Raw genomic sequence first — 17,461 nt, 5'->3', positions numbered from 1 at the left:
CTTGAATCATGCGTATCCTGTCTATCCGCGTCAACCGCCATGCCCAGGCCATACCGTGCTTGCTGTGCTGGTTGCCACAGCGCAAACCCCGTAGACTGCCGCCTTTGCACCTTACCCGGCCCTGCCCATGCCTTTTTCTACCCTGGCGCTCGACGCGGCGCTGCAACGCGCGCTGGCCGACGCCGGCTTTGACCGCGCCACCGCCATCCAGCACGCCGCCATTCCGCCTATTCTGGCTGGCCACGACGTGCTGGCTACCGCCCGTACCGGCTCGGGCAAAACGGCGGCCTACTGCCTGCCGCTGCTGCAAAAGCAGCTGACTGCAGGCGGTGGCTGCAGCCTGATCCTGCTGCCTACGCGCGAGCTGGCGCAGCAGGTGGGGGACACCCTGTGGCAGCTGTCTGCCCACCTGCCACGCCCGAAAATCGTGGTGGCTTACGGCGGTGTGTCCATCAACCCGCAGCTGATGGCGCTGCGCGGCGGGGCCGATTTCATCGTCGCCACGCCTGGCCGCCTGCTAGACCTGATCGCCAACAACGCTGTGCCGCTGGGCAGCATCGACACCCTGGTGCTGGACGAGGCCGACCGCCTGCTGGCGCTGGGTTTTGCCGACGAGCTGGGCCGCATCCTGGCCCTGCTGCCGCCGCAGCGGCAGACGCTGATGTTCTCGGCCACTTTTGCGGCCAACGTACAACAGTTGGCCGCACGCCTGCTGCAGCAGCCGCAGCGCGTGGCCATCGCCGACGAGGCCGCGCCGGACATCAGCCAGCGTGCCATCGACATCAATGCGGCAGACCGCTACGCCGTGCTGCAGGCGCTGCTGTGCGAGGCGGCCTGGCCGCAGGTACTGGTATTCGTCAACAGCAAGCACGACGCCGCCGAGCTGGCGCAATGGCTGCAGCGCGAGGGTATCCGTGCCGCCGCGCTGCACGGCGAGCTGGCCCAGGGCCGGCGCGAGCGCGTGCTGGACAACCTGAAAAACGGCACGCTGCAGGTGCTGGTGGCCACCGATCTGGCGGCGCGCGGTATCGATATTCCGGCGTTGCCGGCGGTAATCAACGCCGAGCTGCCGCGCTCGCCGCAGGACTACACCCACCGCATAGGCCGCACCGGCCGCGCCGGGCAAGCCGGTGTGGCCATCAGCCTGATCGATGCCGATAGCCGCGCGCACTTTCGCCTGATAGAAAAACGCCTGGGTTTGAAGATTGCCCGTGAACAGCTGGCGGCCTATCCGGCCACCGACACCCCGGCGGCCAGGTTGGCCGCAGCCGACGATAACGGCGGCATCAAGGGCAAACGCATGAGCAAGAAAGACAAGCTGCGCGCCGCTGCCGCTGCGGCGGGCAAGCCTTAACGGTCGCCGCTGCTGTACGCCGCAGACAGCAGCTGTTCGAACGCGGCCAGCGGCTGCGGCGCACCAAACAGGTAGCCCTGGAAGTGCTGGCAGCCGCAAGCCAGCAAGCTGGTGAACTGCGCCTGGCTTTCCACGCCCTCGGCCAGCACGTCCAGCTGCAGGCTTTGCGCCAGGCCCAGCACGGCGCGCACGATGGCGGCGTCGTGGCCGTCACTGAGCATGCCCTGCACAAACGACTGGTCCAGCTTGATCTGGTGCAGCGGCAGCTTTTTCAGGTAGCTGAGCGAAGAATAGCCGGTGCCAAAATCATCCAGCGCCAGGCGTACCCCCAGGCGGCGCAGCGCGCGCATCTTGCTGCTGCCGCTGCCATCGTCGTCCATCAGCACGCTTTCGGTCAGCTCCAGCACCAGGCGCGCCGGCGCGGCACCGGTTTGCGCCAGAATGGCGCGCAGCTGGGCCACAAAGTCCGGCTGGCGCAGCTGGCACACGCTCACGTTCACCGACAGGCTCAGCCCGGCCGTATGCGGGCTGGCCGCCCAGCGCGCCAGCTGGCGGCAGGCCTGCTCCAGTACCCATAGCCCGATAGGCACGATCAGCCCGGTATCCTCGGCCAGGGGCACAAAGCGTTGCGGCGGCAAATTGCCCAGCACGCTATCGTGCCAGCGCAGCAGGGCTTCCGCGCCGCAGATCCGGCCGCTGGCATCCACCTGCGGCTGGTAGTGCAGGCTCAGCTGTTCTTCGGCCAGTACGCGGCGCAGGGCGCTTTCCAGCCGGGCGCGCTCCGCCACGCTACGCTGTAGCTGCATGTCGAAAAAGCGCACGGTATTGCGCCCTGCTGCCTTGGCGCTATACAGCGCCATGTCGGCGCGCTTCATCAGCTCGTCGCACTCGCGCGGGCCGTCGGCAAACAGCGAGATGCCGATACTGGGCGTGCACTGGTAATCGTGGCCGTTCAGGTCGTAGATGGCGTTCAGCGCCAGGCGCAGGCTTTCACCCAGGCGCTGCGCCACCGCCGCCGCCTCGGCCACATTGCTGCCCAGCGCGGGCAGCAGTACCACAAACTCGTCCCCGCCCAGCCGCGCGACCGTGTCACTCTCGCCCACACCGGCTAGCAGCCTGCGGCCAACCTGCTGCAACAGCATATCGCCGTGATCGTGCCCCAGGGTGTCGTTCAGCGTTTTGAAGTTGTCCAGATCAAGAAACAGCAAGGCCCCTTCGCTGTCGGTGTGCGCCAGCGCCCGCTCCAGGCGCTCCAGCAGCAGGCGGCGGTTTGGCAGGCGGGTTAGCGGGTCGTAGTAGGCCAGTTGCTGGATTTCCTGCTCGGCCGCCTTGCGCTGGGTAATGTCGGTGAGCATGGCCACGTAGTGCGTCACATCCCCGCTGGCGTCCTGCACGGCAGTAACCGTGAGCCACTCCGGATAGATTTCGCCGTTTTTGCGGCGGTTCCAGATTTCGCCACTCCAGCTGCCGTGGCTGAGCAGCAAGTGCCACAGGTGGGCATAAAACGCCGGCCCGTGCCGCCCGGAACTCAACAGGCTGGGCGTCTGCCCTACCGCCTCGGCCTGGGTGTAGCCGGTAATGCGGGTAAAGGCGCGGTTCACCCGCAGGATCACGCTGCGCGTATCGGTCACAAAAATGCCTTCTTGCGAATCGAAAGCCGCAGCGGCAATACGCAGGTCTTGTTCGTCACGCGCCCGCGCCCGCGCCAGGCGCTCGAAGCGCAGAAAGTAGAGTGTCGCCACCCCCAGCAATAGCAGCAGCACACCGGCCACCACCCAGGCGGTGCGCCAGGCTTCCTGGCGCCAGGCGGCCAGGGCATGGCTTTCGTCCAGGTGTACCGCCAGCACAAAGGGGTAGGCACGCGAGGCGCGGTAGGCCGTCAGCACGCGCCGGCCACCCGGCCAGGTTTCGCGGTAGCTGTCGGCATCGGTCTGCGCCAGCCTGGCCGCCAGCAAGCGGCTGGGGCCGCGGTGGCCGGGCAGCGCCTGCGGGTCGGTACTGACGATCAGGCTGCCATCGTAGCGCAGCAGGGCCACCTGGCCTTGCTGCGGGCTGATGTGGTTACCGTAGAAATTCAGGAAATAGTCGGTATTGAGCGCGGCCAGTACCGTCACCCAGCGCTGGTCGTCCTGCATCACGTCCAGCGCCACCGGAATAAAGCTGATGCCGCGCTGCGCCGGCTGCCCGGCCAGCGGGCTGTCGGCAAAGTCGCGCCCGGCAGTCAAGGGGCCGGTGCGCAGCACGCCCAGTGGCTCGGTACTTTGCGGCATGAACTGCTGGCGCGGCAGGCTCAGCCCCAGGTTGGCCGCATTGGTACTGGCCTCGACCACGCCCTGGCTGTTTTCCAGCGCAATAGAGCGGATATAGGGTGCTTGCTGCAAAAAGGCCTTGAGCTTGTCGCTACGCTGGCGAGTGCTGCCGGACAGCAGCAAGGTGCGCTCTACCACGTTCAGGCTCTGGGTGAGCTGGTCTTCCAGCGCGCGCACGGTCAGGTTGGCCAGCGCAAACTGCCGCGACAGTGCTTCGCTACGCAAACGCCACTGTACAGAGGCGGTAGCCAGGGTGGTAAACAGCAGCACCAGCACCACCACCATGACAAAGGTGGCGCGCTGATTCAGGCCCAGCCGGGCTTGCAAGCTGCTGTACGTACTCACGCTGGCCCTGCTCTAGCGCTCGGCCACCGGGTCCAGCTTGTGGCGCTTGATCGCCGCAGCCAGGCTGCCGTCTTGCCGTGCCCGCTCCAGAAAGCGCGACACCCGCTCGTACCAGGCATCGTCGCCCTTTTTCATGGCGTAGGCGTAATGGGTCAGGTGATAGGTGGCCGGCGGGGCCACCAGGCGTGCCCAGTCGGTGGTTTCCAGCATACGGCGGCTAAACGGATAGTCGGTCATGAACACATCGGCGCGGCCAGACTCCACCTCCTGCTCGCGCCCTTGCGGCGTGTCGGTCACCAGCAGCGTGGCCTGCTTCAGTTTTTCACGCATCACCGGCTCGTGCAGCGTGCCTTTGGCCACGGCCACCACCATGCCGGGTTTGTCGATGTCTTCCCAACGCTGGATGCGGCGGTTGCTCTTGGTGGTAATGGCGTAAATATCGCTGATCAGGTGCGGGCGGGTAAAACGCAGCTTTTCGCTACGCGCCGGGTTGATACCGATGGCAAACATGGCGATGTCGCAGCGGTTTTGTTCGATATCGGGTATCAGGCTGGCAAACGAGCTATCGACAAAACGCACAGGCACGCCCAGGTCGCGGCCCAGGCCCTGCGCCATATCGATATCGACACCGCTGAGCTGGCGTGTTTTCGGGTTACGGTAGGAGATACCGTAATAATCGGGCCAGATGCACACGCGTACTTCCCGCGCAGCCAGCACGTCGTCCAGACGGCCGGCGTGGGCAGCAGCAGGAAGTGTGGCCAGCGCGGCCAGACAAAGCAGGGCATATTTCATAGCAAGTTCCCAGACGGCTTGGTGGCACGCACAAGGCGCAGCATATCAAGCAAAATGCATAAAAACACGCATTTTAAATTAATATATTCTATAGAATATACACATTATCAGCCGGGCTTCTACCCAACCCTGCACTAGATCAAGTATTGCTTTACCGTGGCCAGGCGAGCAGTACAGCGCCTGGTACCAGCCACTGGCCGCTGCATGCTAGACGGGTGTCAGGCGTCCCAGCGCTCGTCGCGCCACTCTGCCATGGCTTCTTTGTCCAGGAAGGTCCAGGCCACCACCCGGCTGATCTTGTTGCCCTGCGCCATATCCAGCGTAATCACACGCTTGGCGTTGCACATTTCCAGCTCGCGCAGCAGGCCGCGCACATTGTCCACTTTGGATACCAGCGAGCTGAACCACGCTACCTGATGGCCGTAGCGCACGCTCTGGCGCGCCATGGTGGCCAGGAAGTACTCCTCGCCGCCCTCGCACCACAGCTCGTGGTGGCGGCCGCCAAAGTTCAGCTCCACATTGGCCATGCGCTGGCCGGTCAGGTTGGCTACCTTGCGGCGCGCAGCGGCGTCGGCCTCGGCTGCCGAGCCGTGGAACGGCGGGTTGCAGATGGTCAGGTCGAAGCGGTCTTCGCGCTTGATGATGCCGTCGAACACGTTGGCCGCATCGGTTTGCTGGCGCAGCTTCAGACCGCTTTTCAGCTGCGGGTTGGCATCCACGATCAGCCTGGCCATGCGCAGCGCGTCGGCGTCGATATCGCTGCCCACAAAGCGCCAGCCATACACATGACGCCCCACGATAGGGTAGATGCAGTTGGCGCCCACACCGATATCCAGCACGGTGGCGCGCTTGGGAATGGTGCCTTTATTGCTCTTGGCCAGCAGGTCGGCTGCGTGGTGCAGGTAGTCGGCGCGGCCGGGTACCGGCGGGCACAGGTAGCCGGGCGGAATGTCCCAGAACAGCACGCCGTAGTGGTGCATCAGCAGCGCGCGGTTCAGCGCTTTGACGGCGGCGGGGTTGTGGAAATCCACGGTTTCGATGCCGTGCTCGTTATGGCGCACAAACTCGGCCAGCTCGGGGTTGGCCGCAATCAGCGCGGCAAAATCATAGCGCTCGCGGTGCAGGCTGCGAAAGTGCAGGCCGGGTTTGCCGTCGCCGGCAGGAAGGGTAATGGTCATGGCAGATACCGCAAAATCAATCGGCGGATTGTACGTGCTTTGCACGGTCAGGGCGAAGAATACGCGACACCGCGTATTCAGTATGGGCGCTGCCCGCCCTAGCATGGTGGCTGATTTCAATAACAGGAGACAAGCCATGCTGGCCAATCTGTGGCGCCTGATGGTAGCGCTGTGCGATCTGCGTGCCCTGGCACGTATGCTGACCGGCCGCCCGCCGGTAGACGTGGTGTTCATTACCAACCTGCGCGACGAGGCCGAACGGCAGCGCTTCTTTGGCGGCCGTGCGCCGCGCCTGGGCCACGCCAACGGCCCGCGCATCTACCTGCGCGGGGTCGCTGGCCGTGTGCGCGGCATTTTTGTTACCGCCGAAGAGATGCTGAGCCGCGACGGCCGCCGCCTGGCCAAGGCGCAGTTTATCGCTGCCACCGAGTGGGCCGAACAAAACGGCGCCCGCGTCATCCTGCTGGCGGCGTCCACCAAGCGGCTGTTCGGCCGCGACGGTGCCGAACTGAAGGCGCGCTTTCCGCACCTGCTGTTCACCATTGGCGATAACGGTACGGCCAACATGCTGCTGGCCGACGTGTTCCGTGCGCTGCAAACGCACGCCATCGCCCCCGGTCACGGCCGCGTGCTGGTGATCGGCCCTTACGGCATTCTGGGCTCGGCCATCCTGCAGCCGCTACGCGACGCCGGCTACGAGGTAGTGGGATACGGCGGCAACGCCAGCGCGCTGGCCCAGGTGCAGGCCGAACACGGCATTGCCGTGCACACCCGCATCGCCGACATCGGCCAGGTAGACGCGGTGGTAGCGTGTACCCACAGCCAGTCGGCCAGACTGCAGGCCGACGACGTAGCACAGCTGTGCCGGCCAGATAAAAAACTGCCGGTCATCGACGTGGCCGAGCCGGCCAACCTGGACATGGCGCAATACGCGCGCTGCCGTACCCGCGTTATCCGCCAGGACGCCGGCAACGCCTACTCGGCGCAGCTGCATTACATTCTGGGCAGCTTGTCCTGGCGCTTGCTGATGTTGTCGCGCGGGGTAGTATTCGGCTGCTTTGGCGAGGCGCTGGCGCTGCATTACAGCATCCACACCCTGGGCATTAGCTGGCTGGCCGGGCGCGACTGGTTTCAGGTGAGTGCGGCCAACCGCCAGTGCGTAGACAGTGCTTTTGCCGAAATAGGCCTGTGCCTGCCCGAGCCGCGCTGTTTCGGTCAGCCCGTGGCGGCCTGGCCGGCTGCCAGCGGCATCTGCACGGCAAACACCGCCCCCTTGCCGGGCGTGGAGCGCACTGCCAGCGTATAACCGGCTGCTTCGCACAGCGAACGGGTGATGTGCAAGCCCAGGCCGTGGCCGTCGCCGCCCTGCCCTTCACCGCGCTGGAACGGCTGCAGCAAGCGCTGCAGCTGGCCGGCAGCCAGACCAGGGCCGCTATCGCGCACCTCGATCACCAGCGCACCGGGCCGGTAACGCACACCCAGCAGCACACTGCCTGCCGGCGTATAGCGGATAGCGTTCACCAGCAGGTTGTCCAGAATGCGCCCCAGTAGCAGCGGCGCCGCCGGGTAATGCCAGGCGGTGTCGTGGCACACCAGGCGTAGCCCCTTGAGCGCGGCGGCCGGCGCGTGGCGCTGGCAGGCATCCGCCAGCAACGGCCCCAGGGGCAGGCTGGCCGGCACCGCCTGCAGTTGGCCGCGCGCCTCGGCAATCAGCCCACCAAGCAAGGCTTCGCTGTAATCCAGCGTGCGGTTCACGTGAGCCAGCACCGGCGCCGCCTGTGGTAGCGGCGCCAGCGCCCCTAGCGCCAGCCGCAACGATGCCAAGGGCTGCGACAGGTCGTGGCTCGTAGCGGCCAACTGCAGCTGGCTGGCCCGTGCCTGCTGGCGGGCGGCAGCGGTAGCGGCCTCGGCCTGCGCCAGCTGTAGCGCCTCTTGCTCGTGGCGGCGGCGGCTATCGGCCACGCGGCGCTGCAGCAGCTGCACCTTGCGCGCCAGCGCTACCGCAAAACACAGCGCCTCGGCGGCATAACCCAGCTTGGGCAAGGCAAAAGGCGAAACCGGCAGGGCCAGGCCGCTGAGCACCAAGCCAAACAGCACATTGGACAACAGCACATTCAGCAGCGCGCCGGCCAGAAACGGCACGGCAAGCGGCGAACCGCGGCGCCCGTAGTAAGCACCCGTGTAGAGAATCAAGCCCAGATACGCCAGTGCCGACAACAGCGACGGCCACAGCCACCCAGCGTAAAAGTAAGCAAAACCTGCCAAGGGCAACGAGCCCAGCTGGGCGAGATACGCCAGGTACAAACGGTGATGGCTGCGTGCCACGCCAAACAGGCTAAGGGCAAACAGCGACTGCAGTAGCAGCACCACGCCCATCAGCAAGGGCGGTGCCAGTTGGTTCCAGCTGCCGGCCTGCGGCCACAGCCAGGCGAAGGTATAGCCTTCCAGCTGCAGCAGCATGGCCATCATCGCCGCGGCCAGCGCGGCGTACAGTGCCAAGGTGCGCTCGCCCGCCAGCAAGTACTGCAGCAGGGCAAACACCATCAAGGCCAGCAGCACCCCCAGCTGCAGGCCGTTTGCCATATTGCTGTCCGCCAGGCCGGCCTGCCACTGCCAGCGCGGGGCGATATCCAGCTGCAGCGGGGTATTGCCGTGGGTGCGATAGCGCAGCAGCAGGCTGTCGCCCGCCTGCAGCGTATCGGGTAGCGGCAGCGCCAGCATGCGCGCCGGCAGTGGCCGTGCCGTATAGGCTGCCCCTTCTCCCAGCCGTATCAGCTGCCGCACGCTACCATCGGCGCGGCGGTGCCACAGCTGTACAAAACGGACATCGGGCACCCCCAGTACCAGCACCCGCTGTGGGCCGGCCTCTGCCGCCAGTACGGGGCGCCATGCCCAGTCAGCTGCCGCACTGCGCCACGGCTGGCGCAGCTGCAAAGGCCAGCGCGCCGCCTGCTGCCATGCCTGGGTCTCACTGAGCTGGCCGGCCTGGTCTTGCCAGTAATGTGCCTGCGCCCATAGCGGCGGGCTCCACAGGAGCACTAGCAACAGGAACGCCAGGCTGCCTACAATGCTGCGTATTGATTTCATGGAAAACTGTTAAAAATGCGCTCAGCCGTGATCATAGCCGACGACCACGCCATTTTTCGCGATGGCCTCAAGCTATTGCTGGGCATGCAGCCCGAATATCAGGTAGTGGCCGAGTGCGGCACGCTGGACGCACTGCTGCCCTTGGTGCAACAGCATGAACCGCAGCTGGTACTGATGGACTACAACATGCCCGGCGGCAATGCCCTGGCCACGCTGCAACACCTGCGCCAGCGCTACCCGGCCCTGCGCCTGGTCATGCTGACAGCAGAACGCGGCGGGCAGCTGCTAGCCCAGGTACAACAAGCCGGCGCCGACGGCCTACTACTCAAAGAAGGCTCGGCGGCAGATATGCTGGCCGCTCTGCAACGGGTACTGGCCGGCCAGCGCGTGATCAGCCCGGCGGCCAGCGCGCTGATGCAGGACAGCCAGGTGGCACTCACCGCCCGCGAGTACCAGGTGCTGCAGCTGATCTGCCAGGGTTGGCCGCACGCCGACATCGCCGCGCATTTTTCACTGTCGGTACGCACCGTGGACAAACACCGTGAAAACCTGCAACGCAAGCTGGGCGCCAGCAACGCAGTGCAGCTGATCAACCGCGCCCGCGAACTGCGCCTGTTTGGCGATTGAGCCTCGCCTGCAACAAGGCCAGCCTGCCGGCAGGCCTTGTGCTTGACCCTGCTCATGCTCAGGCAAAAATATCGATGACGTTACCGGCTACCTTCAGGCCATTGACCACGCTCTCGCCGGTGGTTGACACCGTTTCGTATACCACCTCGGCCGCCTCTACCGCCGTTTCCGCCGCCCCCGCAGCCAGGTTGAAGGCGCCACCGGCCAGCTCGATGCCAGCCTCTGCCAGATCAAGCGCCGCCTCGCCGAAATCGGCAGTCACCGTATCGACCACCGCTTCGCCCACGTGGTAGGCACCTTTACCCAAGCCGACCACGCCTTTCAACATCTGGCTACCGCCAACTGCCATACCGCTGTAACTCATGCCCTGCTCCCGTCTGGCCAAACACGCCAGCATGCCAGCCAGAACCAGGCAAAGGGTTGGCAGATTGTGGCCGCAGGTAACAGGCAGCTTACAAACGCCCGCCCACCTGCCCCGGCAGCTGCGGCTCGAACTTGGCCCACACCCGGCGCATATCGCGTGCCGAGGCAAAACCGGCGCCCTCGGCCGCGCGCTCTACCGGTATGCCCTGCTGCAATAGCTGGCGCACCACCGCCACGCGCAAGCGTTGCTGGTACTCCACAATGCTGACGCCGGTTTGCTGGCGAAATAGCCGCGTCAGGTGGCGCGGGCTCAGGTGCACACGCTCCGCCAGCGCGGCCAAGGGCCACGGCTGCGCCGGGTCGCGCGCGATGGCGTCTTGTGCGCGGTGTACTGCCGGATGCAGGTGGTTGCGAAAGGCTAGCCACGGCGATAGCTGGGCGTCGTCGCCAGCGCGGCGGCTGTACAGCACCATGCGCCGCGCCACGCGCGCCGCCACGTCGGGCCCGGCATGGCGCTCGATCAGTGCCAGCGCCAGGTCCATGCCGGTGGTAATGCCGGCCGAGGTGGCGATGTGGCCATCTTCCACAAATACGCGGTTATCCAGCACCCGCGCACGCGGCGCGGTGGCGGCCAGCTTGGCCACAATGCTGTGGTGCGTGGTGCAGGCGCGGCCGTCCAGCAGCCCGGCCATGCCGGCCAGCAGCGCGCCGGAACACACGGTGGCCAACGCCACCTGCGGGCGGATGTGCTGGCGCAGCCAGGCCACCAGCTGCTGCGCCTCGGGCGTGGCGTAATCGGCGTCTTCATCTACCGTCCCCACCACGATCACCAGGCTGCCGTCCGCCACCGCTGCGGGTAGCGGGTCGATGCACGACACCAGCCCCAGCGAGCAGACGCACTCCGTGGCCGGGCCGGCAATGTGCAGCCGAAACGGCGCGCCCTCGTCCTGCGCCATACGAAACGCCTCGGCCGGGCCGACAAAGTCCAGCGCCAGGTAGCGCGGGGTGAGCAGGAAGTAGATGTCTTTCATGCGGCCAACCTTGTCACTGCCTTGGCTTGAACTGCGGCCATTGGTTGTAACCAACCGCTGGGTTATTAGCGCCCAACGCCAGAATAAAGCAGACCTCTTGCTGACTTAGCTCCGAACGGCTGCAGTCTGCCGACTCCCACAGAATTTCCTTCCGTATGGTGAAGTCACGCCTTTGATCTCTTGAAAAGTCTTTAGCAATGAGCTCGTCAGAAGCACTACCAAAATAATTAATGCTGTCCGTGCGGTCTTGTCCGACGTAAATTTTTCCGTTCGGATAAGTGATTTTGTAAATCACGTACAGAGGGCGAGCACCTTGCCCCGACACGGTTAAAACTCCCCCAGCTTGATATCCGGCTGGTAATCGCCGTCCACCTCCTTGACGATGGCCTGGCCGGCGATGACGCGTTCGCCGTTGAAGGTGAGCGTGGGCGCGCCGTGCAGCTGCCAGCCACGGTTCAGCGCCTCGGTCACGCGGTGGCAGAAGGCGCTGTCGTCGGGGCCGGTGAGCAGTCGGTACAGTTTCATGGGGTCGATCCTGGGTCAGAAGGTGTGACGATACACGACAAAGCCGGTCTCCCGCGCCACGCGGTCGTACAGCTGGCGGGCGGCGGCGTTGTCGTGGCGGGTGTGCCAGTACACGCTGGGGCTGCCGGCGGCCTGCGCCTCGGCCAGCACGGCGGCAATCAGCTGCCGCGCTACGCCCTGCCCGCGCGCGGCCGGCACGGTGAACAGATCCTGCAGGTAGCAGGCGTGGTGCGCCATCAGCGTGTTGCGGTGAAACACATAGTGCGCCAGCCCCAGCAGCTGGCTGCCGCGCCAGGCTAGCAGCGCGTGCATCGGCTCGGCGGGGTCGAGGAAGCGTTGCCAGGTAAGCTGGCTGATGGCGGCCGGCAGCGCCAGCTCGCCGTGGCGGCCATAAAAGGCGTTGTAGGCGTCCCATAGCGGCAGCCAGGCGGCGTAATCGGCCGGCTGCGGCGGGCGCAGCTGCAAGGTATTGTGCATGCGGCCAACCTTACGCCGGCTGCGGCTTGCGCCACAGCGCCAGCAGGCGCGGGCCGAACACGTTCACCGCCAGCCCGCCCAGCAGCAGCGCGCCACCGGCCAGCTGCCAGAAGCTGAGACGCTCGCCCAGCACCAGCGCCGCCGACAGCACGCCGAAAAACGGCACCAGCAGCGAAAACGGCGCCACCACGTTGGCCGCATGGCGGCTGAGCAGCTTGCTCCATTGGCCGTAGCCGAACAGCGTGGCCACCAGCGCCAGGTAGGCAATGGCAAACAGGCTTTGCGGCGTGGCCACCTGTGCCCACACGATACGGTCCGCCTCAAACAGGCCGGACAGCGCAAAGAACGGCACGATGGGCACCAGGCTGCTCCACACCACCAGGCCCAGCATGTCCGGCCGGTAGCCGGCGGCCACGATGCGGCGCACCACCACGTTGGAAAACGCCCAGCTGGCGGCACCGCACAGCGTCAGCACAAAGCCGGCCAGCGGCAGGTTGGCCGCACCCAGGCCGCCGATCAGGTACAGCCCGGCGCTACCGATCAGCAGGCCGGCCAGCTGCCACGGCGTAAAGCGTTCGCCCAGCCATAACATACCGATGATCAGGGTAAAGAACGCCTGCGACTGCAGCACGATGGACGCCAGCCCGGCCGGCATGCCCAGTTTGATGGCGGTAAACAGGCAGGCAAACTGCCCCAGCCCCACACTGAGGCCGTACAGCGCAAGCCAGCGCCACGGGATGGCGGGGCGGCGCACAAACAGCAGGCCCAGGCCGGCGGCGGCGCTAAAGCGCAGCGCCCCCAGCAGGAACGGTGGCACGCCGGCCACGCCCCATTTGATGACCACAAAGTTGAAACCCCATACCGCAACGATCGCCAGCGCGATCAGCCGGTCTTGCCAGTTCATGGCTTGCTCCCCAAGGTTGGCCGCACGCGGCCGGTGCATGATGACATCGAGCTTACGCCAGCCGGCACGCGCCAGACAGCAACAGTGCGTTCCGATTTACCGGATACAGCTGCCGCTAGCGCTGCGTGGGCGGCAGCCCGCCCTGCGCCGCCAGCAGCGCGGCATGGGCGGCCAGATCCACCGGCCGGTAGGTGACGGTGGGGGTGGCCGGATGCACGGGCAAACCGGTGCGGCCAACCCACTGCCGCGCCGGGCGGATGGGGCGTGGGGCGAAACCGCCGCCGCAATTCGGGCAGACGTTGTGCAACACCGATTCGGCACAGCGGGCGCAGAACGTGCACTCGTAGCTGCAGATGCGGGCGTCTGGGCTGTCGGGCGGTAGTGGCGTGTTGCAGTGTTCGCAGCTGGGGCGTAGTTGCAGCATGGTGTGTGTCCTTTCAGAGGGTGGCCTGGTTGGCCGCATCGGCGTCCAGCCGCGCCAGCACGCTGGCCACGGTATGGATGTCGGCAAAACGGCCGGCCAGCACCAGCTCGGTTCGCTGGCGGATGTCGTCGGCGCTGTATACGCGGCCGCTGTGCGGGTGGGTCATGGCAAAAGTCAGCGTGGCTTCGGTGACGTAGTCCACGGCAAAGCCCAGGTCACTGCCCACGCGGGTGGTGGTTTCGCAGCACTGCTCGGTGCGGATGCCGCTGACGATCAGGCGGTTTATGCCGCGCGCCGCCAGCCACGCCTGCAGGCCGGTATCGGTAAGGGCGTTGTGTACGTGTTTGGTAAAGGTGGCATCCGGCGCCGGCGGCAGCCAGTCCATCGGCTGCACGTGGCCGCTGGCGGCGGCAAACGGGCCGTCGCCGTCTTCGTGCAGCACGTATACCACTGGCACACCGCGGGCGCGCGCACCGGCGATCAGCGCCAGTACTGCCTGGCGGAAGGCCGGCAGTTCGCGCTCGTCCCAGTACGGGCGGTGCAGGAAGGATTGCTGGACATCAATCACGATCAGGGCAGAAGCGGACATGGCGGGTTACCTGTATGCCAGTGAAGATGAGCCTATTCTGCTGGGCAATTCCGCCCTGCGCCATGCCATGACAAGCCATGCACAGGACAAATACGGCCATGCTGCCCGCCCGGCGCGCGGCCATGTATCAGGGCTGTTACAAAGGGGACAAGGCGGCGATACAGCCTGGCCGGATACTGCCAGCGTCCGCCCCGTGCCGTACCGATCAAGGAGCCCTATCATGTACAAGACAACACTGCTGCTGGCCACTGCCCTGCTGGCGCTAGGCACCAGCCTGCCTGCCCGGGCCGACGACGCCCCCCCGCCACCGCATGGCACCCGGCACGAGATGCCACGCGACCTGCCACCGCCCCCATTGGCTATCATGCTGGAGGACGCTTTGCCCGCACTGCAGCTGAGCGACGCCCAGCAGTCTTTATGGCTGAAAGCAGAACAGAACGACCTGAACCAGCAAGCCAGCCAGCAACGCGGCCTGCAACACGCCCGCTTCAGGCTGCAAGAAAAACTGGCCGATACCCGCCTGAGCCTGTCGCAAGCGCTGCGTGCTGCCAGCCTGGCGGTACCGGCCATGCAGCCATCCCCGGCGTGGCTGGCATTTTTTGATAGCCTTAGCAGCCAGCAAGCCGGCATCGTGCGCCAGGTGTTACAGTCGCCACCGCCGCCACACGATATGCCGCCCCCCGGCTAGGCCTGTGCCACCCGCAACCATACGGCCGTGCCGCCACCCTAGCGGCGCACGGCACTTTCCCTAGGAGCCAGCATGAACGAACACGGCATTCGCCTGCTGATCGTGGACGACGACCCCGATATCCGCAGCCTGCTGGCGCAGTACCTGCAAGGCTACGGCATGCAGTGCCTGTGCGTGGGCGACGGCCCCAGCCTGCGCCAGCAGCTGGAACACGAGCGCGTCGACCTGATCATCCTGGACCTGATGCTGCCGGGCGAAGACGGGCTATCGCTGTGCCGCCATATCCGCGCCGTGGGCGACACGCCCATCATCATGCTCACCGCCCGTGGCGAATCAGCCGACCGCGTGGTGGGGCTGGAGCTGGGTGCCGACGACTACGTTGTGAAGCCCTTCGACCCGCGCGAGCTGGTAGCGCGCATTCACACCGTGCTACGCCGGGTGCGCGGCAAGCCAGGCTCGGCTGCCGAGCAGGACACCGTACAGTTTGCCGGCTGGCGGCTTAGCCACCTGAAACGCCAGATCACCACCCCCGGGCAACTGCTGGTGCCGCTGTCCAATGCCGAGTACCGCCTGCTGTGCGCCTTTCTGGCACGCCCGCAGCGCATACTCAGCCGCGAACAGCTGATGGATGCTGCACGAGGCCGCACGGTAGAAGCGTTTGACCGCAGCATCGACCTGCTGGTATCGCGCCTGCGCCAGAAGCTGGGCGACGACCCCAAGCAGCCGCAGCTGCTGAAAACCGTACGCGGCGAAGGCTACCTGCTGGACTGCAAGATCAATTGAAAGCCACCGCATGAAATGGCCTGTACCCGATACCGTTTTTACCCGCCTGTTTGGCCTGGTACTGGCTGCCCTGCTGTGTAGCCACCTGGTGATGACCGGCCTGTTCGTGGTATTTGCGCCCGACGGCCCGCCACCCGAAGCCCCGCCCCCGCCACGCTCGGCAGAACATGCTCGCCCGCCGCCAGGCGAGCGCCCGCCACACGACAGGGGTGAACGCCGCCTGCCACCGGAATTCTGGGCCGGCTTTGCCCTACAGTTGGCCGCCGTTTCGCTACTGGCCTGGTACGGCGCGCGCCGTCTGGTACGCCCTATCGAGCAGCTGACCCAGGGCGCACGCGAACTGGGCCGGACGCTGGACGCCCCACCCATAGACGAAACCGGCCCGCTGGAAACACGCCAGGCCGCGCAGCTGTTCAACGATATGCGCGCCAAACTGCGGCGGCAGATGGAGGAGCGCAGCCACTTTCTGGCCGCCGTATCGCACGACCTGCGTACACCGCTGACGCGCATTCGCCTGCGCGGCACCCAGATCGACGACAACACACTGCAACAACGGCTCAACCAGGACATAGACGAGATGGCTGCCATGCTGGACGCCACCCTGGCCTACCTGCGCGACAACAGCCAGCAAGAAGGCTGGGAGCAGCTGGATATCGAAGCCCTGCTGCAAGCCATGGCGGAAGACGCCCAGGAGCTGGGGCAGCCGGTGCGCTTTAGCGGCCAAGCCAGCCAGCTGCGCACCCTGCCCGCCACCCTGCGCCGCTGTCTGGATAACTTGCTGGAAAACGCATTGCGCTACGGTGGCAGTGCCGATATCAGCCTGCAGCAAAGTGATACCACGGTAGAAATCTGCGTTCGCGACCACGGCCCCGGCATACCGGAGGCACAGCTGGCGCGGGTATTCGAGCCCTTTGTAAGGCTGGAAGACTCGCGCAACCGCCACACCGGCGGTACTGGCCTGGGGCTGACCATCGCCCGCGATGCCGCGCGGCGCATGGGCGGGGAGCTCTACCTGAGCAACGCCAGCGATGGCGGCCTGATTGCGCTACTGGTACTGCCGCGCTAGCACTGTGGTTTGTATCCATCGTGATACAAAGCGGATAAATCATGCAGACAAGCCAGCCATACAGTGTCATGACCCGCTACAGGCCGTGACAGGTATTGGCCATGCACGGCTCGGGCGGGCTTTCCTACCCTTCAGGGAGAATGACCATGAGCAGCGTAACAAGCAGTACCAGCAGCTACATGCCCAATATGATGCAGGGCCCAGGCGGTGGGCCGCGTGGCATGCGGCAGCGGCCGGAAGCCAGCGAAGTCGCCGAGCAGATCTTCAGCAAACTGGACACCGACAAGCAGAGCTATCTGGAGGCTGACGATTTTGCCAGCGCCATCAGCCAGCTATCGCGTAGCGGCCAAAGCAGTAACACCGCCAGCAGTGACGAGGTGTTTTCCAGCCTGGATAGCGATAGCGACGGCAAAGTCACCCAGGACGAGCTGACCAGCGGCATCAAGTCGCTGCAGGAACAGCTCGATAGCCAGTTCAACGCCATGCGCATGCAAGGCGGCATGCAGGGCATGGGCGGCGGCGGCATGCCTCCCCCACCGCCTGGCGGGCGTGGTGGCCAGGGCCAGGATCAAGGCCTGGACCAAAGCCAGCTGGGCGATATGGCCACGGCCGCCGCAGAGTCTGGCAATACCCAGGCCGCCAGCCTGTTCAGCCAGCTGGCAGACAACTTTGACGAGGCAGACGCCGACGGTGACGGCAAGGTGAGCTTTAGCGAAAGCGTGGCCTACCAGCGCCAGCAAGAGCAAGCCGGCAGCAGCGACAGCAGCACGAGCAACACCAGCAACACCAGCAGCGCGTCCGGCAGCCAGGACATGCAGGGGCGCATTGCCCAGCGGCTGATGGAGATGATGCGCGCCTACGACGACTTTAGCGCACCGGATGAAGGCAGCAGCATGCGCTCTGCCGCCTGATACCGCGA

19 protein-coding genes are annotated in these 17,461 nt (G+C 65.7%); 7 read left to right on the top strand and 12 right to left on the bottom strand.

Features of this window, described 5'->3' with window-relative positions:
• Window positions 1-127: 127 nt before the first annotated feature.
• Window positions 128-1,354 carry a DEAD/DEAH box helicase gene (locus tag LCH97_RS17415; protein WP_227302742.1) on the top strand — a complete coding sequence of 409 codons (1,227 nt, stop codon included), beginning with the start codon at window positions 128-130 and terminating at the stop codon, window positions 1,352-1,354.
• Here LCH97_RS17415 and LCH97_RS17410 read toward each other — a convergent pair.
• The 3 genes from LCH97_RS17410 to rlmF all read right to left on the bottom strand — a co-directional run bounded on the left by LCH97_RS17410 (window position 1,351) and on the right by rlmF (window position 5,978).
• A complete protein-coding gene (locus LCH97_RS17410) occupies window positions 1,351-4,008 on the bottom strand; it encodes an EAL domain-containing protein (protein WP_227302741.1) in 2,658 nt (885 codons plus the stop codon). The genes LCH97_RS17415 and LCH97_RS17410 overlap by 4 nt on opposite strands.
• 12 nt (window positions 4,009-4,020) lie before the next feature.
• The gene (locus LCH97_RS17405; protein ID WP_227302740.1) at window positions 4,021-4,800 is read right to left on the bottom strand and encodes an ABC transporter substrate-binding protein; all 780 of its coding nucleotides are present in this window, start codon (window positions 4,798-4,800) and stop codon (window positions 4,021-4,023) included.
• A gap of 218 nt (window positions 4,801-5,018) precedes the next feature.
• Window positions 5,019-5,978 (bottom strand): 23S rRNA (adenine(1618)-N(6))-methyltransferase RlmF, encoded by a 960-nt coding sequence (gene rlmF / locus LCH97_RS17400; protein WP_227302739.1) that lies wholly within the window; start codon window positions 5,976-5,978, stop codon window positions 5,019-5,021.
• Window positions 5,979-6,114: 136 nt separating this feature from the next.
• Between rlmF and LCH97_RS17395 the strand changes: the two genes are divergently transcribed.
• A complete protein-coding gene (locus LCH97_RS17395; protein WP_227302738.1) occupies window positions 6,115-7,284 on the top strand; it encodes a hypothetical protein in 1,170 nt (389 codons plus the stop codon).
• On the opposite strand, the gene LCH97_RS17390 is transcribed toward LCH97_RS17395, so the two are convergent.
• Window positions 7,194-9,065, bottom strand: a complete 1,872-nt coding sequence (locus LCH97_RS17390; RefSeq protein WP_227302737.1) for an ATP-binding protein — start codon at window positions 9,063-9,065, stop codon at window positions 7,194-7,196. The two genes, LCH97_RS17395 and LCH97_RS17390, sit on opposite strands and share 91 nt — an antisense overlap.
• A 27-nt stretch (window positions 9,066-9,092) precedes the next feature.
• On the opposite strand from LCH97_RS17390, the gene LCH97_RS17385 reads away from it, so the two are divergent.
• The gene (locus LCH97_RS17385) at window positions 9,093-9,692 is read left to right on the top strand and encodes a response regulator transcription factor (protein WP_227302736.1); all 600 of its coding nucleotides are present in this window, start codon (window positions 9,093-9,095) and stop codon (window positions 9,690-9,692) included.
• A gap of 58 nt (window positions 9,693-9,750) precedes the next feature.
• Here LCH97_RS17385 and LCH97_RS17380 read toward each other — a convergent pair whose 3' ends face one another.
• The 8 genes from LCH97_RS17380 to LCH97_RS17345 form a co-directional block, all read right to left on the bottom strand.
• A complete protein-coding gene (locus tag LCH97_RS17380; RefSeq protein ID WP_227302735.1) occupies window positions 9,751-10,056 on the bottom strand; it encodes a hypothetical protein in 306 nt (101 codons plus the stop codon).
• A gap of 88 nt (window positions 10,057-10,144) precedes the next feature.
• A complete protein-coding gene (locus LCH97_RS17375) occupies window positions 10,145-11,086 on the bottom strand; it encodes a GlxA family transcriptional regulator (protein WP_227302734.1) in 942 nt (313 codons plus the stop codon).
• Window positions 11,087-11,099: 13 nt separating this feature from the next.
• Entirely contained in the window at window positions 11,100-11,411 is a 312-nt protein-coding gene (locus LCH97_RS17370) for a GIY-YIG nuclease family protein (RefSeq protein WP_227302733.1), read from the bottom strand.
• Window positions 11,412-11,413: 2 nt separating this feature from the next.
• Complete coding sequence (locus LCH97_RS17365) at window positions 11,414-11,611, bottom strand: DUF1737 domain-containing protein (protein WP_227302732.1); 198 nt, start codon at window positions 11,609-11,611, stop codon at window positions 11,414-11,416.
• Window positions 11,612-11,626: 15 nt separating this feature from the next.
• Window positions 11,627-12,088 (bottom strand): GNAT family N-acetyltransferase, encoded by a 462-nt coding sequence (locus tag LCH97_RS17360; RefSeq protein ID WP_227302731.1) that lies wholly within the window; start codon window positions 12,086-12,088, stop codon window positions 11,627-11,629.
• A gap of 10 nt (window positions 12,089-12,098) precedes the next feature.
• Window positions 12,099-13,031 (bottom strand): EamA family transporter, encoded by a 933-nt coding sequence (locus LCH97_RS17355; protein ID WP_227302730.1) that lies wholly within the window; start codon window positions 13,029-13,031, stop codon window positions 12,099-12,101.
• A 76-nt stretch (window positions 13,032-13,107) separates the two neighbouring features.
• The gene (locus LCH97_RS17350; protein ID WP_227302729.1) at window positions 13,108-13,416 is read right to left on the bottom strand and encodes a DUF1272 domain-containing protein; all 309 of its coding nucleotides are present in this window, start codon (window positions 13,414-13,416) and stop codon (window positions 13,108-13,110) included.
• A 13-nt stretch (window positions 13,417-13,429) separates the two neighbouring features.
• Window positions 13,430-14,005: an isochorismatase family protein gene (locus LCH97_RS17345; RefSeq protein WP_227302728.1), complete on the bottom strand. Its 576-nt coding sequence runs from the start codon at window positions 14,003-14,005 to the stop codon at window positions 13,430-13,432.
• 220 nt (window positions 14,006-14,225) lie between these two features.
• On the opposite strand from LCH97_RS17345, the gene LCH97_RS17340 reads away from it, so the two are divergent.
• The 4 genes from LCH97_RS17340 (at window position 14,226) to LCH97_RS17325 (ending at window position 17,453) form a co-directional block, all read left to right on the top strand.
• The gene (locus tag LCH97_RS17340) at window positions 14,226-14,693 is read left to right on the top strand and encodes a hypothetical protein (RefSeq protein ID WP_227302727.1); all 468 of its coding nucleotides are present in this window, start codon (window positions 14,226-14,228) and stop codon (window positions 14,691-14,693) included.
• Window positions 14,694-14,765: 72 nt separating this feature from the next.
• Window positions 14,766-15,476 (top strand): response regulator, encoded by a 711-nt coding sequence (locus LCH97_RS17335; RefSeq protein ID WP_227302726.1) that lies wholly within the window; start codon window positions 14,766-14,768, stop codon window positions 15,474-15,476.
• A gap of 10 nt (window positions 15,477-15,486) precedes the next feature.
• On the top strand, window positions 15,487-16,542 hold the full coding sequence (locus LCH97_RS17330; protein WP_227302725.1) for an ATP-binding protein: 1,056 nt from the start codon (window positions 15,487-15,489) through the stop codon (window positions 16,540-16,542).
• Window positions 16,543-16,688: 146 nt separating this feature from the next.
• Window positions 16,689-17,453 (top strand): EF-hand domain-containing protein, encoded by a 765-nt coding sequence (locus tag LCH97_RS17325; RefSeq protein WP_227302724.1) that lies wholly within the window; start codon window positions 16,689-16,691, stop codon window positions 17,451-17,453.
• Window positions 17,454-17,461 lie beyond the last annotated feature (8 nt).

The sequence above is a fragment of the Vogesella sp. XCS3 genome, assembly GCF_020616155.1.
In the GTDB taxonomy this organism is placed as follows: Bacteria; Pseudomonadota; Gammaproteobacteria; order Burkholderiales; family Chromobacteriaceae; genus Vogesella.
The sequence above is the reverse complement of the archived record's forward strand: the minus strand, read 5'-3'. Positions and strand labels throughout refer to the sequence as shown.

Coding starts and splice junctions, on each gene's coding strand:
- LCH97_RS17415 (WP_227302742.1), top strand. CDS start 128: ATGCCTTTTTCTACCCTGGCGCTCGACGCGGCGCTGCAACGCGCGCTG.
- LCH97_RS17380 (WP_227302735.1), bottom strand. CDS start 10,056: ATGAGTTACAGCGGTATGGCAGTTGGCGGTAGCCAGATGTTGAAAGGC.
- LCH97_RS17335 (WP_227302726.1), top strand. CDS start 14,766: ATGAACGAACACGGCATTCGCCTGCTGATCGTGGACGACGACCCCGAT.
- LCH97_RS17405 (WP_227302740.1), bottom strand. CDS start 4,800: ATGAAATATGCCCTGCTTTGTCTGGCCGCGCTGGCCACACTTCCTGCT.
- rlmF (WP_227302739.1), bottom strand. CDS start 5,978: ATGACCATTACCCTTCCTGCCGGCGACGGCAAACCCGGCCTGCACTTT.
- LCH97_RS17350 (WP_227302729.1), bottom strand. CDS start 13,416: ATGCTGCAACTACGCCCCAGCTGCGAACACTGCAACACGCCACTACCG.
- LCH97_RS17325 (WP_227302724.1), top strand. CDS start 16,689: ATGAGCAGCGTAACAAGCAGTACCAGCAGCTACATGCCCAATATGATG.
- LCH97_RS17345 (WP_227302728.1), bottom strand. CDS start 14,005: ATGTCCGCTTCTGCCCTGATCGTGATTGATGTCCAGCAATCCTTCCTG.
- LCH97_RS17365 (WP_227302732.1), bottom strand. CDS start 11,611: ATGAAACTGTACCGACTGCTCACCGGCCCCGACGACAGCGCCTTCTGC.
- LCH97_RS17330 (WP_227302725.1), top strand. CDS start 15,487: ATGAAATGGCCTGTACCCGATACCGTTTTTACCCGCCTGTTTGGCCTG.
- LCH97_RS17375 (WP_227302734.1), bottom strand. CDS start 11,086: ATGAAAGACATCTACTTCCTGCTCACCCCGCGCTACCTGGCGCTGGAC.
- LCH97_RS17390 (WP_227302737.1), bottom strand. CDS start 9,065: ATGAAATCAATACGCAGCATTGTAGGCAGCCTGGCGTTCCTGTTGCTA.
- LCH97_RS17355 (WP_227302730.1), bottom strand. CDS start 13,031: ATGCACCGGCCGCGTGCGGCCAACCTTGGGGAGCAAGCCATGAACTGG.
- LCH97_RS17395 (WP_227302738.1), top strand. CDS start 6,115: ATGCTGGCCAATCTGTGGCGCCTGATGGTAGCGCTGTGCGATCTGCGT.
- LCH97_RS17360 (WP_227302731.1), bottom strand. CDS start 12,088: ATGCACAATACCTTGCAGCTGCGCCCGCCGCAGCCGGCCGATTACGCC.
- LCH97_RS17340 (WP_227302727.1), top strand. CDS start 14,226: ATGTACAAGACAACACTGCTGCTGGCCACTGCCCTGCTGGCGCTAGGC.